This window comes from Trabulsiella odontotermitis, from assembly GCF_001297775.1.
In the GTDB taxonomy this organism is placed as follows: Bacteria; Pseudomonadota; Gammaproteobacteria; order Enterobacterales; family Enterobacteriaceae; genus Trabulsiella; species Trabulsiella odontotermitis.
Map to the genome: position 1 here is coordinate 35,684 of NZ_LIFX01000004.1, position 13,500 is coordinate 49,183.

Sequence of the window (13,500 nt, forward strand, 5' to 3'; positions counted from 1 at the left end):
GCCGGTTTTATATTATCGGCCCCAGCGGTTTCGGAGGTAACTCACCGCAGATCCCGTCTGCGGCTGACTGAGATACCCTTCCCGGAACAAAATCGTGCCGTTAATATTCGGATTGCTGTCGTTCAGATCGAGCTGTTTTTTCAGCTCCGGCACGCCGCCGTCAATGGCCCAGTCCGGCTCGTTTTTTGACGGCTCACCCACTTTGTACAGCGCAATGCCGATATACAGCCGGGTGTGAGTGGGTTTCACTACTTCTGCCCACCAGTTTGCCAGCACATCGTAGCGCGCGGCGCTGCGTGAAAACGGCCAGTACAGTTGCGGCGCGATATAATCCAGCAGCCCCTGTTGCACCCAGCGACGGGTATCCGCGTAAGACTCATCATAGGCGGCCGCGCCACGGGTGTCAGAGCCTGCCGGATCAAATGACCGGTTGCGCCACACCCCGGCTGGACTGATGCCGAATTCAACGCCAGGTCGCTGTTGCCGGATGGTGCGTGAAACCTGTTCAATCAGCAGTTGTGTATTGTTGCGCCGCCAGTCGGCTTTACTGGCAAAGTGCTGCCCGTATTGTCTGAAGGTGTTCTGGTCATTAAGCCGCGAATCGGCAGACTCGGCATAGAAGTAATCATCAAACTGCACGCCATCGACCGGATAGCGGGTAATCACTTCGCTGACAATACTGGTGATCCAGTCTCTGACGTCGGGAATGCCCGGATCAAGCACAAAGCGGTTGCCTGCGGTGCGGATCCAGTCGCGGTGCTCCACAAAAACACTGGCCGGGCGCAGTGATGACGTACGGTTTAATTTCGTTATGGTTGATGCACTGATGTTGGTGGAAACGCGATAAGGGTTAAACCAGGCATGCACTTTCATACCGCGACGATGCGCTTCATCCAGCATGAATTGCAGCGGATCATAGCCTGGATCGGCGCCGATAGTGCCGGTCAGAACATCAGACCAGGGCAGAATCTTCGACGGCCAGAGCGCGGTGCCGTCCGGTTTAACCTGGAAGAAAACCGTATTAATGCCGAGCTGTTGCAGATTATCCAGCTTGGCTTTCAGCGCGTCCTGTTGCTGGCGGATGCGCAGCGCGCTGCTGCTGACCTCAACGGATGACACTGGCGGCCAGTCGAGCCGCGAAACGGTGGTCAGCCAGATACCGCGAACGGTGGCCGGAGACGAGGGAGACTGAGGCTGAGGCCATTGCCCGGTAGAAGGAAGAGGCGTTACGAGTGAGGTGGGCGGCGCGGAGGCGCAACTTATTAACAGCAGTGCGGCGGTAATAAGCATACCGGGTTTTTTAACTATCGCTAAAGACGAAATGCAGCGAGAAAACCGTAAACTTTCCAAGTTCTCAATTCCAGATTAAGCCAAATCCCGTGACGTACAATGCGTCGTTGGCCTTCCGAAAGCAAGGGAATATTATTCTCAGGCTTCGCAATAATTCCAATAAAATCCAATAAATAATCGTCAAAAAAGACGATAGCCGGAACCTATTACATCTATAGGTGGGGCCAATAATATTCATTGATACCCGTCAATAACCATAATGCCTTTAAGGTTACCATCGGAATGCCGTAACGGTAAATATAGGGAATGTATTCAACCCTGGCGCAATACCTCAAAGGACAGACTCATGAAAAAGGTTAAATATATAATAGCCGCCATCGTTGTTGTCGTTTTGGTGTGTTATTTGGGACTGGCTGGATATATCTCGCATTATGACAGCCAACGAAGTAAAAATAATCCCACTCAGGCTTCGGCAGTTGCAGGAAATAATAAAATACTTGGGTTTTTCAGTGAAAAGGGATGTGATTATTGTCACACGCCGTCTGCTGAATTACCTTTTTATGCCTCATTTCCTGTTGCGAAGCAGTTGATGGAATACGACGTTCAACTCGGATATAAATCCTTTAACCTGGAGGCGGTGCGTAAAGCACTGATTGACGATACCCCTGTTCCACAAAGTGAGCTGAATAAAATTGAGTGGGTCATGCAGCATCAGACCATGCCGCCCGGACGTTATCTTTCTCTGCACTGGAGCGCCAGTGTCAGCCCGGAAGAGCAGGCGGATATTCTGAGCTGGGTTGCCGGTCAGCGTGAAAAGAACTATGCCAGTGCCGATGTTGCGGCGCAGCATCGTAACGAACCCGTGCAACCGATCCCCAGAAGCGTTCCTGTCGATGACAGGAAAGTCGATTTGGGCTTCCGTCTCTACCATGATCCGCGCTTGTCCGGCGACAGCACGATTTCCTGTGCGCATTGCCACGCGTTGAATGCGGGTGGGGTGGATGGAAGAGAAACGTCAGTGGGTGTGGGTGGCGCTGTCGGGCCAATCAACGCACCGACGGTGTTCAACTCAGCCTTTAACATCGAGCAATTCTGGGATGGTCGTGCGCCATCGCTGCAGGCTCAGGCGGGTGGTCCGCCGCTGAACCCGATCGAAATGGCGTCTAAATCCTGGGACGATATCGTCGCGAAACTGGATAAAGACCCGGTGCTGAAACGGGATTTCCTGGCGGTCTATCCTGGCGGCTTTAGCGGTGACACCATTACCGACGCGATTGCCGAATTTGAAAAAACGCTCATCACGCCCGATTCGCCGTTTGATAAGTGGTTACGTGGCGATGACAAGGCGATGACGGCGCAGCAGTTACACGGTTATCAGCTGTTTAAAGATAACAAGTGCGCGACCTGCCATGGCGGTATCATTCTGGGTGGTCGTTCATTTGAACCGTTAGGACTGAAGCAGGACTTTAACTTTGGTGAAGTGACGGCCGCGGATATTGGCCGCATGAATGTCACCAAAGAAGTCCGCGACAAACTGCGTCAGAAAGTGCCGGGCTTACGTAACGTGACACTGACCGGGCCGTACTTCCACCGTGGTGATGTCACGTCACTGGATAGCGCCGTCAAACTGATGTTGCGTTATCAGGTTGGCACTGACTTGCCGCAGCAGGACGTTGATGACATCGTTGCCTTCCTTGAAAGCCTGACCGGTGTTTATACCCCCTATAAACCCGTGCAGTAACCGCCGTTTCCTCATGCCGTGCGTCATCTGATGCACGGCATTTTTCATTCTTACGTTTGCACACCATAATGTCAGGGGAACGGGGGGCAAAGTGGGTTGCGAGCCGGAATTATTATTATTTTCATTACCGGTTTAATGTGAAGCTCTTCGCAAATAGTAACGTTTCAGCAAATATCTCGCCTGAAAAATGACAAAACGCAGTCAGCAAAATCCAGGAATTTATTAAGATTCTACTCGCCAAATGTTTATTTATTCCGCAAAAAAAGACCTTGATTTTAGTGTGTTCAGGATTATATTGCAGAACGAAGAAAATAGATTTTACTTAGTGTGCTTTGATGTAAATCAGTAAAATGAATAATAGCTCATAATATACCCATAAAGGGGTATTGAGGGATGGTTTTTTAAGTTACTTAACTGATTTTATTAGTTTTTTTAAGGCGTTTTAAATAAAGTAAAATTGAAGCGATCGGATTATACTGCAACGAAAAAAATGTACAATCGCAACCTGAAGGAGAATTTTGCTGAAATCCGGGGTTGTTTGATTTAGATCTCACAATATTGAAAATTTAGCCCCCTGAGGGCCGCAATATTATATTTTTGTTTATGAATGTCGAGGTGATCTCATCATTTAATCGACAATAAACATATATTATCGCTTTCTTGTCATAAAGGAATGACAACAAATGGAAGGAGTAAATGCGTTAATCTCTTCTCATGGTGTGAGTCGCCGTGATTTCATGAAGCTTTGCACCGCGCTGGCTGCGACCATGGGCTTAAGCAGTGAAGCCGCGGCCGCCATCGCCGAATCTGTCAGTAGTCCGCAGCGCCCGCCCGTGGTCTGGATTGGCGCGCAGGAGTGTACCGGTTGTACAGAATCGCTGCTCCGTGCAACGCACCCGACGGTAGAAAACCTGGTGCTGGAGACCATCTCGCTGGAATACCACGAGGTGCTTTCTGCAGCCTTCGGCCATCAGGTCGAAGAAAACAAACATAACGCGCTTGAGAAGTATAAAGGGCAGTATGTTCTGGTCGTCGATGGTTCCATCCCGTTAAAGGACGATGGCATCTACTGCGTGGTGGCTGGGGAACCGATTATCGATCATATCCGCAAGGCGGCTGAGAATGCGGCGGCGATTATCGCCATCGGCTCCTGCTCATCCTGGGGCGGCGTCGCGGCGGCGGGGGTTAACCCGACGGGCGCGGTCGGGCTTCAGGAGGTATTGCCGGGTAAAACCGTGATCAATATTCCGGGCTGCCCGCCAAACCCGCAGAACTTCCTGGCGACGGTCGCGCATATCATTACCTTCGGTAAACCGCCAAAACTGGACGCGAAAAACCGTCCGGCCTTTGCGTATGGCCGTTTGATCCACGAACACTGTGAGCGTCGTGCGCATTTTGATGCCGGTCGCTTTGCCAAAGAGTTCGGTGATGAAGGGCATCGCGAAGGGTGGTGTCTCTACCATCTCGGCTGTAAAGGGCCGGAAACCTGGGGTAACTGCTCAACGCTGCAATTCTGCGACGTGGGCGGCGTCTGGCCGGTATCGATAGGTCATCCGTGCTATGGCTGTAATGAACAAGGGATTGGCTTCCACAAAGGCATTCATCAACTGGCTAACGTTGAGAATCAGACGCCACGTTCAGAAAAACCCGACGTCAACAATCGGGAAGGCGGCAATGTCTCGGCAACGGCGGTCGGTTTGTTGGGCGGCGTAGTGGGGCTGGTAGCCGGCGTCAGTGTGATGACGGTGCGCGAACTGGGACGTCAGCAGAAGAAAGACGATGCTGATTCACGGGGAGAATAGCCGTGGATAGACGTAATTTCCTGAAAATAGCGTCCGGTGGGGCGCTGCTGATCGGCAGCACCTCTCCCGGTCATGCGGCGGCGGAAAACCGTCCGCCGATCCCTGGCTCGCTCGGCATGCTGTATGACTCTACGCTCTGCGTGGGGTGTCAGGCGTGTGTGACGAAATGCCAGGATATCAACTTCCCCTCCCGCAACCCGGAAGGCCCGCAAACCTGGTCGAACAACGACAAGCTGTCGCCCTATACCAATAACATTATTCAGGTGTGGCACAGCGGCACAGGCGAGCACAAGGATCAGCTCGACGATGGCTATGCCTACATCAAAAGACAGTGCATGCACTGTGTTGATCCGAACTGCGTGTCCGTATGTCCGGTGCAGGCGCTGACCAAACACCCGAAAACCGGCATCGTTCAGTACGACCCTGATATCTGCACGGGCTGTCGCTACTGCATGGTCGGTTGCCCGTACAACGTCCCGAAATACGACTACAACAACCCGTTCGGCGCCATTCACAAGTGTGAACTGTGCAACCAGAAGGGCGTTGAGCGTCTTGATAAGGGCGGATTACCGGGCTGTGTCGAAGTCTGTCCGGCAGGGGCGGTGATTTTCGGTACCCGTGAAGAACTGATGGCGGAAGCGAAAAAACGTCTGCAGATGAAGCCTGGCGACGAGTATCACTACCCGCGCGAGACGGTGGATTCCACGGACCGTTATCAGCATACGGTGCCGCATTACCAGCAGCATTTGTACGGTGAGAAAGAGGGTGGCGGCACGCAGGTGCTGGTACTGACCGGTGTGCCTTATGAAGAGTTAGGGCTGCCGAAACTGGATGATCTCTCCACCGGCGCGCGCTCGGAGAATATCCAGCACACGCTGTACAAAGGCATGGTGTTACCACTGGCCGTGCTTGCGGGGTTGACCGCCCTGGTGCGTCGCAACACCAAAAACGACCATCACGACGGAGGGGACGACGATGAGTCATGATCCGAAACCGCTGGGCGGTAAGCTCGTCAGCAAGCCGATCCTGTTCTTCGGCCCGCTGATACTGCTCTGTCTCCTGTTTATCGGCAAGCGTCTGGTGTTCGGTCTGGGCTCGGTCTCTGATCTGAACGGCGGTTTTCCGTGGGGGATCTGGATCGCCTTTGACCTGCTGATCGGCACCGGTTTCGCGTGCGGCGGCTGGGCGCTGGCCTGGGCAGTGTATGTCTTTAACAAAGGCGAATATCACCCGCTGGTGCGACCTGCGCTGCTGGCGAGCCTGTTCGGCTATTCGCTGGGTGGTCTGTCGATCACCATCGATGTGGGTCGTTACTGGAACCTGCCGTACTTCTACATTCCGGGGTTCTTCAACGTCAACTCGGTGCTGTTTGAGACGGCGGTCTGTATGACCATCTACATCGGCGTAATGGCGCTGGAATTTGCGCCAGCACTGTTCGAGCGGCTGGGCTGGAAAGTCTCCCTGAAGCGCATCAATAAAGTGATGTTCTTTATCATCGCCTTTGGCGCGTTGCTGCCGAGCATGCACCAGTCGTCAATGGGCTCACTGATGATTGTCGCCGGGCATAAAGTGCATCCGCTGTGGCAAAGCTATGAAATGCTGCCGCTGTTCTCCCTGCTGACCGCGTTCATCATGGGTTTCTCGATCGTCATTTTCGAGGGATCGCTGGTGCAGAGCGGCCTGCGTGGAAACGGGCCGGATGAACAACCGCTGTTCAGAAAACTGATGGGCACCATCAGCATTTTCCTTGCGCTGTTCCTGGTGCTGCGTTTTGGCGAACTCATCTACCGGCACAAACTCGGGTTAGCCTTTGCGGGCGATTTCTATTCAGTGATGTTCTGGGTGGAAATTCTGCTGCTGGCCTTCCCGCTGGTGGTGCTGCGTGTGCCGAAACTGCTCCATGATTCGCGGATGCTGTTCATCGGGGCGCTGAGCATGCTGTTGGGCTGTGCGCTGTGGCGTTTGTCCTACTCGCTGGTCGCCTACAATCCGGGCAACGGTTATCAGTACTTCCCGGCCTGGGAAGAGATTTTAATTTCTATTGGTTTTGTGGCAATTGAGGTATGTGCATACATCTTACTCATTCGTTTACTGCCGATAATTCCTCCTTTAAAGCAACACGATCATCGTCATGAGGCGAGCAAAGCATGAGCCAACGTATAACTATTGATCCGGTAACCCGTATTGAAGGGCATTTACGCATCGATTGCGAAATTGAAAACGGCGTCGTGTCAAAAGCGTGGGCATCGGGAACCATGTGGCGCGGCATGGAAGAAATCGTCAAGAACCGTGATCCGCGTGATGCGTGGATGATCATGCAGCGTATCTGCGGCGTGTGCACCACCACGCACGCGCTGGCGTCCGTTCGTGCGGTCGAGAGCGCGCTGAAGATCAACGTTCCACTCAACGCGCAGTACATTCGCAACATTATTTTGTCGGCACATACCATGCACGACCACATCGTGCATTTCTATCAGTTGTCGGCGCTGGACTGGGTGGATATCACCTCCGCACTGAATGCTGATCCGGCGAAAGCGTCGGCGCTGCTGAAAGGCGTGTCAACCTGGCACCTGAACAGCACGGAAGAGTTCACGAAGGTACAGAACAAGGTCAAGGCGCTGGTGGCCAGCGGTCAGTTGGGGATTTTCGCCAACGGCTACTGGGGACACCCGGCGATGAAACTGCCGCCGGAAGTCAACCTGATTGCCGTTGCCCACTATCTGCAGGCGCTGGAGTGCCAGCGTGACGCTAACCGCGTGGTGGCGCTGCTGGGCGGTAAAACACCGCACATTCAGAACCTCGCCGTGGGTGGCGTCGCGAACCCGATCAACCTTGACGGGCTTGGCGTGCTGAACCTTGAGCGCCTGATGTACATCAAGTCGTTTATCGACAAGCTGAGCGATTTCGTTGAGCAGGTTTATAAGGTCGATACCGCGGTCATCGCGGCGTTCTACCCGGAATGGCTGGAGCTGGGCAAAGGCTCGAAAAACTATCTGGCGGCGCCGGAATACCCGACCGACGGCCAGAACGGCAGCTTCCTGTTCCCGGGCGGTTATATCGCCGACAGCGATCTGTCGACGTACCGGCCGATCACCTCGCACACGGATGAATACCTGATTAAGGGCATTCAGGAGAGCGCGAAGCACGCCTGGTACAAAGACGAAGCGCCGCAGGCGCCGTGGGAAGGCACCACCATCCCGAATTTCACCGGCTGGAATGCGGATGAAAAATACTCGTGGGTGAAATCGCCGACCTTCTACGGCAAAACGGTGGAAGTCGGGCCGCTCGCCAACATGCTGTGCAAACTGGCGGCGAAACGCGAGTCCACCTGGAACAAGCTCGGTGAAATCATCGCCATTTACCAGAAGCTGACCGGGAAAACGATTGAAGTGGCGCAACTGCATTCGACGCTGGGTCGCATCGTCGGGCGTACCGTGCACTGCTGCGAACTGCAACACATCCTGGAGAATCAGTTCAACGCGCTGATCGCAAACATCGGTAAAGGCGACCACGTCACCTTCGTGAAACCGGATATCCCGGCCAATGCGGAGTTTAAAGGCGTTGGTTTCCTCGAAGCGCCGCGCGGGATGCTCTCGCACTGGGTGGTCATTAAGGACGGGAAAATCAGCAACTATCAGGCGGTCGTGCCGACAACCTGGAACTCAGGGCCGCGTAACTTTAACGATGATGTCGGACCGTACGAGCAGTCGCTGGTAGGTACACCGATTGCCGATCCGGAAAAACCGCTGGAAGTGGTAAGGACTGTCCACTCCTTTGACCCGTGCATGGCCTGCGCGGTGCATGTGGTGGATGCTGATGGAAATGAAGTGGTCTCAGTGAAGGTTCTGTAATGCGGATATTAGTGTTAGGTGTCGGTAACATTCTGCTGACTGACGAAGCCATTGGCGTACGTATTGTTGAAGCGCTTGAGCAACGGTACGTACTGCCGGACTACGTCGATGTTCTTGATGGCGGGACGGCGGGCATGGAGCTGCTGAGCGAGATGGCGGACAGGGATCACCTGATCATCGCCGATGCGGTTATCTCGCGCAAAGGCGTGCCGGGGGACATCTTAATCCTGCGTGATGATGACGTTCCCGCGCTGTTTACCAACAAGATTTCGCCGCACCAACTCGGTCTGTCAGATGTGCTCTCGGCATTACGTTTTACGGGGGAATTCCCCCGTAAGCTGACGCTGGTTGGCGTCATTCCGGCGTCACTCGAACCCAAAATCGGGATGACTGCCGAAGCTGAAACGGCGCTGGAACCCGCGCTGCAACACGTGATTGCAGCGCTGCGCGAGTCCGGCGTGGAGGTGGTGTCCAGGGAGGCATGTTATGGATAATGAGATTGTCGGTTTCTCAGACAGCCCGGCGCAGGCGGTACAGGCTGCGTTTGAGGTCATCTCGCGTGAGGCGATGCAGAACCTCTCGTTTTTGCATCCCGACATGCCGGTGCATGTGTCTCCTTTCAGTCTGTTTGAAGGCCAGTGGGTCGGTTGCGTGGTGACGCCATGGATGCTGAGCGCGCTGATTTTCCCCGGACCGGATCAACGCTGGCCGCAACGGAAAGTGAGTGAAAAAATCGGGCTTAAGCTGCCCTTTGGCACCATGACCTTTACCGTTGGCGAGCTGGATGGCGTGTCACAGTATCTGACCTGTTCACTGATGTCGCCGCTGGATCATAACCTGACGGCGGAGCAGGGCGTGCGGCTGGCGGAAGACTGCCAGCGCATGCTGCTCTCAATCCCGGTGAGCGATCCCTACGCCGTACATGCCAGCCGTCGCGCGCTGCTGTTTGGCCGCCGGAGCGATGAACATGCATGAGCTGTCCCTCTGTCAGAGTGCGGTCGAAGTGATACAGCAACAGGCCGCGCAGCATCATGTGGCGCGGGTCACCGGCGTCTGGCTGGAGATTGGCGCGCTGTCCTGCGTGGAAGAAAACGCGGTGCGCTTCAGTTTTGACAGTGTCTGCCGCGGCACGGTGGCGGAGGGATGCGAGCTGCATATCGCCATTAAACCGGCGCAGGCGTGGTGCTGGGACTGCAGTCAGGCAGTGGAAGTGACCAGTCAGGACGCCCGCTGTCCCGTTTGCAACGGTGCGCGACTGCGTATCGGCAGCGGCGACATGCTGGTGGTGAAGAGTATCGAAGTGGAATAACGTCGTCATTCAGGAGTTAACGATGTGTATTGGCATTCCCGGAAAGGTGCTGTCGGTGGGTGAAGATATCCACCAGATGGCGGAAGTGGAAGTGTGCGGCGTGAAGCGCGGCGTCAATATTGCTCTGGTGTGCGAAGGCGATCCGGCGGCGCTGGTGGGTCAGTGGGTGCTGGTTCATGTCGGCTTTGCCATGAGCATCATCGACGAAGTGGAAGCGCGGGAAACGCTAATTGCGCTCGAACAGATTGGCGGGCTGGAGCCGGTGCAGACGAACTAAATCAGTTCCCCGGCGACGGGCATCGCCAGGGGAATATAATCACGCTTTATTTTCAGGGGTGTACATTTCCGAGCGGTTTCGGCCATTACGTTTCGCGACATACAGGGCTTCGTCCGCCGCCTGAATCAGGCGTTCGTAGTCCGGGTGTCCCTGAAACATCGCCGCGCCGATGGATAACGTAGTGGTGAGTTGTTTTCCGTCCGGCGTTATTACTGCCTGTTTCGTGGCCTTCGCCCGAATACGTTCCGCAATGTGCATGGTCTCGGCAGGTGTCGCTTCGGTCAGCACAATCAGAAATTCGTCACCGCCGTAGCGGAAAACATAATCGCTGCTGCGAACGTTGTCATAAAAGACCTGGGAAATTTTGCGCAAAATGTCATCACCGGTCGCGTGCCCATGACCGTCATTGATCTCCTTGAACTTATCAACATCGATCAGCAATACCGACAGGTTGGATCCGGCGCGATTCGCATGGGTAATTTCGCGTTTGAAAATGGCTGCCAGGAAACGCCGGTTCAGCAGTTTGGTTAATACATCCATGCCGACTTCATGCTTGGACACATCATCAAAGAGCCCGCGTAACAGGACGGAAATTTGTGTCGTGTTATTTTTAACTTTCAGCATAAAATCATTGCGAATATTTTTTTGCCGAAAGGTCCGGGACGCTTCTCGCGTTTTTATCAATATTTGATCGGTTTCCTGGATTAATTTCGCAATATAACCGACTTCGGCAATACCGCTGAAATAATGGCGGCCTTTATGATTAAACCACAGGCCGAAATCCGCGCGGCTGAGAAGCTGAATACTGTCGAGATCCGCTTCCAGCATCACGTTATACATCACATCCATTTCCCAACTGAGCAGGCTGCCAATCTGCCGCTCTTTTTCCTCTTCGGCATTTTCAAAAAGCGAAAAGATGCGGTAGTTTTCATCCTCTTTCATGCTGCTGTTTTCACCAAACGTGAATGTCCGCGCCATGATTTCCAGCGCCAGATCAATGCTGCTTAATGAAAAACTCAGGAGCTTAATTTTGTCGCTGTCACTGCCGTGGCGTTCGATGATCAGCGGAATGAGATTACGCTTTAAGATCCGCGCGCCCATATCGACTAACTGTATCGGGATACCAATGCGGGCATGGATCTCGCCCACATGTTGCTGGATGGCAATCAGCTCATCGACGTCATTCTCCGAGCAGGAGAGAACACGCTTTAACCACATCACCAGTGATTTTTTCAGATGTGTTTCGACCTGTTCATTGGTGAGAAAATCGACGGCCTGCGGATCGGTAAGAATATTGCTGTAAAAAATTTCGCTCAGATTCCGGGCATTATCTTCGCCCAGTCCCCGAGCCATGTCATGAATATGTGGCTCGGTTTCCCGGATCAGGCCGAGCCATTCATCTTTTACTCTGGCGACATAGCTTTGCATCTTGGCTTACTCCGTATTCGAACCTCATTTAATGATAATCGAAGTCTGAAAATTTGCGGGACGGTATAACCGACAGCCATGGAGACAGATAACATGACGATTTGCCACGGGAAAACCCCGTGGCGTGGCGTCAGAAAATTAATGCGCGCAGAAGAAAATAGGGCGTTTACCCACGGTAAATATAAAACCCCGATGACCCTGCGTCAGAATGGTGTAGCTAATCGTTTTGTTCGGATAGACGTAAAAATCGGGTAACACATCATTAAGCAGCTCGTCCGAGACGACCGCATCGTTGGTCACTTTATGCACCCGGGTGGAGTGAAAACGCAGGTTATCTTTGTTTTCCGTCCAGGTGTAAGCGACGTCCTGGCGGATCACGCCAAGCGGTTTGTCGTTCTGGTAGTACGTGCCGCTGACCGCGACCACACCGGTCCGTTTTTCCAGGGTGTACATAAAGTCGAGCGTCATATTTGCCCGCACATCTTTATAATAAACCACCACCGATGCCGTGCATTTTTCGGGGTCGAGCATGCGCTCGCTCTGCCGGTGGTAAGCGTATCCGGCGATGCCGCCGAGTGCGAAAAGCAGTGCACACACTGCGGCTGTTCTTTTCTTATTCATCATTCAGCCCCCGGAAATAGAGGGTGATACAACCGGAATTTGATTTTCGCTCATAGGGCCTGTGGCAAATCAGCGCTGACAACGCAGGCGCGGTGCTGGAAGAGGAAAAGTAAATCCACGGATACTTTTTACAATCAACGCCGGTTTTCATGACCGCAGTTTTGTATTTCTGGAAACTGTCACTGCCGTCGATATCATCGCTACGGGAAAAGAACTGACAACCATTCACCGTTTCGTATAACCGGTAGTTGTCAAAGAAATTCTTCTCGTTGGTCAGATACCACGGATACTGGAATATCAGCGCGCCGACAATAAACGATAACACCATCAGCAACGCGCGAAGGTTACGCGCGCGTTTGCTATTCCTGTTGCTGTCAGTCGTTTCTGATACCGGTGGTGGCGTGACATCCCGTAAGGCATTATCGCCAGCGACTTCGACATCATCAACGGTGTTTCCGGCAGCTTCCGTTCCGGCTATTTCCTCGATCTGTTCAACTTTAATGGTGCTGTCAATCTGAAAGCCTTTGCGCGGGACAGTGGCAATCAGCGTCCCTTCGGTTTCACCCACGGTGCGCAGCCCACGGCGAACAATAGAAATATTTTGATATAGCGTATTGGCAGGCACCAGCATGCCATCGTCTTCCCAGACCTTTTTAAAGAAATCCTGCTGCGGTACCACTTCCGGTGCAGCTTCCAGTAAAAGGGTCAGACAGCGACTGGCAGGCGTGGTAAGTATTACGCTTAGTTCAGGGTTAGTGACAGACGACAGTCTGTTCTTTTCTGGCCTGAACTCAATGTTATTGTTAATAATCCATAACATACATCAGTCACCATGTATTTAAATGCAGCATATAAAGTTGTAACGGAAATGAAAGTTCAGACTCATAAATTGGCAAAAAACTGTGTACTTACAGTCGGCTATAAGTATCGCACATTTTCAACTGAAACACATTTTTAAAAATGCAAAAACCCCAGGTCAGCTAAGAATAATCGAAAAAAATAAGTACAGCCTTATAACATCATACTAAAAATATTTAATGAGAATTAACAGGTAGTTAGTCTATGGCAAGAATCTGTAACCTTTACAGGTGGGGCGGGTGATAGTTAAACCTTATTAACGAGTCATTCTGTCCGCCAAAGTCGCATTTCAGAGTTTATTATCGGTCTGAAGCGGGTGTAAC

13 protein-coding genes are annotated in these 13,500 nt (G+C 52.9%); 9 read left to right on the forward strand and 4 right to left on the reverse strand.

The window, feature by feature from the left end; translation table 11 throughout:
• Window positions 1-12 precede the first annotated feature (12 nt).
• Window positions 13-1,290: a glycoside hydrolase family 10-like protein gene (locus AOY23_RS05720; RefSeq protein ID WP_054178755.1), complete on the reverse strand. Its 1,278-nt coding sequence runs from the start codon at window positions 1,288-1,290 to the stop codon at window positions 13-15.
• A 346-nt stretch (window positions 1,291-1,636) separates the two neighbouring features.
• On the opposite strand from AOY23_RS05720, the gene AOY23_RS05725 reads away from it, so the two are divergent.
• The 9 genes from AOY23_RS05725 (at window position 1,637) to hybG (ending at window position 10,270) form a co-directional block, all read left to right on the forward strand.
• Window positions 1,637-3,031 (forward strand): cytochrome-c peroxidase, encoded by a 1,395-nt coding sequence (locus tag AOY23_RS05725; RefSeq protein WP_054178754.1) that lies wholly within the window; start codon window positions 1,637-1,639, stop codon window positions 3,029-3,031.
• A gap of 683 nt (window positions 3,032-3,714) precedes the next feature.
• Window positions 3,715-4,833 (forward strand): hydrogenase 2 small subunit, encoded by a 1,119-nt coding sequence (gene hybO, locus AOY23_RS05730; RefSeq protein ID WP_054178753.1) that lies wholly within the window; start codon window positions 3,715-3,717, stop codon window positions 4,831-4,833.
• A 2-nt stretch (window positions 4,834-4,835) separates the two neighbouring features.
• Window positions 4,836-5,819: a hydrogenase 2 operon protein HybA gene (gene hybA, locus AOY23_RS05735; RefSeq protein WP_054178752.1), complete on the forward strand. Its 984-nt coding sequence runs from the start codon at window positions 4,836-4,838 to the stop codon at window positions 5,817-5,819.
• Complete coding sequence (gene hybB, locus AOY23_RS05740; RefSeq protein WP_054178751.1) at window positions 5,809-6,984, forward strand: Ni/Fe-hydrogenase cytochrome b subunit; 1,176 nt, start codon at window positions 5,809-5,811, stop codon at window positions 6,982-6,984. The genes hybA and hybB overlap by 11 nt, the downstream gene beginning before the upstream one ends.
• Window positions 6,981-8,684 (forward strand): hydrogenase 2 large subunit, encoded by a 1,704-nt coding sequence (hybC, locus tag AOY23_RS05745; RefSeq protein WP_054178750.1) that lies wholly within the window; start codon window positions 6,981-6,983, stop codon window positions 8,682-8,684. The genes hybB and hybC overlap by 4 nt, the downstream gene beginning before the upstream one ends.
• Window positions 8,684-9,178: a HyaD/HybD family hydrogenase maturation endopeptidase gene (locus tag AOY23_RS05750; RefSeq protein ID WP_054178749.1), complete on the forward strand. Its 495-nt coding sequence runs from the start codon at window positions 8,684-8,686 to the stop codon at window positions 9,176-9,178. Before hybC ends, AOY23_RS05750 begins: the two co-directional genes overlap by 1 nt.
• Entirely contained in the window at window positions 9,171-9,659 is a 489-nt protein-coding gene (gene hybE, locus AOY23_RS05755) for a hydrogenase-2 assembly chaperone (RefSeq protein WP_054178748.1), read from the forward strand. The genes AOY23_RS05750 and hybE overlap by 8 nt, the downstream gene beginning before the upstream one ends.
• Window positions 9,652-9,993 carry a hydrogenase maturation nickel metallochaperone HypA gene (gene hypA, locus AOY23_RS05760; RefSeq protein ID WP_054178747.1) on the forward strand — a complete coding sequence of 114 codons (342 nt, stop codon included), beginning with the start codon at window positions 9,652-9,654 and terminating at the stop codon, window positions 9,991-9,993. The genes hybE and hypA overlap by 8 nt, the downstream gene beginning before the upstream one ends.
• 22 nt (window positions 9,994-10,015) lie before the next feature.
• The gene (hybG, locus tag AOY23_RS05765) at window positions 10,016-10,270 is read left to right on the forward strand and encodes a hydrogenase maturation factor HybG (RefSeq protein ID WP_054178746.1); all 255 of its coding nucleotides are present in this window, start codon (window positions 10,016-10,018) and stop codon (window positions 10,268-10,270) included.
• A 39-nt stretch (window positions 10,271-10,309) separates the two neighbouring features.
• On the opposite strand, the gene AOY23_RS05770 is transcribed toward hybG, so the two are convergent.
• From AOY23_RS05770 to AOY23_RS05780, 3 genes are all read right to left on the reverse strand, one after another.
• A complete protein-coding gene (locus AOY23_RS05770) occupies window positions 10,310-11,698 on the reverse strand; it encodes a diguanylate cyclase (protein WP_054178745.1) in 1,389 nt (462 codons plus the stop codon).
• 138 nt (window positions 11,699-11,836) lie between these two features.
• The gene (locus tag AOY23_RS05775) at window positions 11,837-12,319 is read right to left on the reverse strand and encodes a hypothetical protein (protein WP_054178798.1); all 483 of its coding nucleotides are present in this window, start codon (window positions 12,317-12,319) and stop codon (window positions 11,837-11,839) included.
• Entirely contained in the window at window positions 12,312-13,139 is an 828-nt protein-coding gene (locus tag AOY23_RS05780) for a winged helix-turn-helix domain-containing protein (RefSeq protein ID WP_054178744.1), read from the reverse strand. The genes AOY23_RS05775 and AOY23_RS05780 overlap by 8 nt, the downstream gene beginning before the upstream one ends.
• Window positions 13,140-13,500 lie beyond the last annotated feature (361 nt).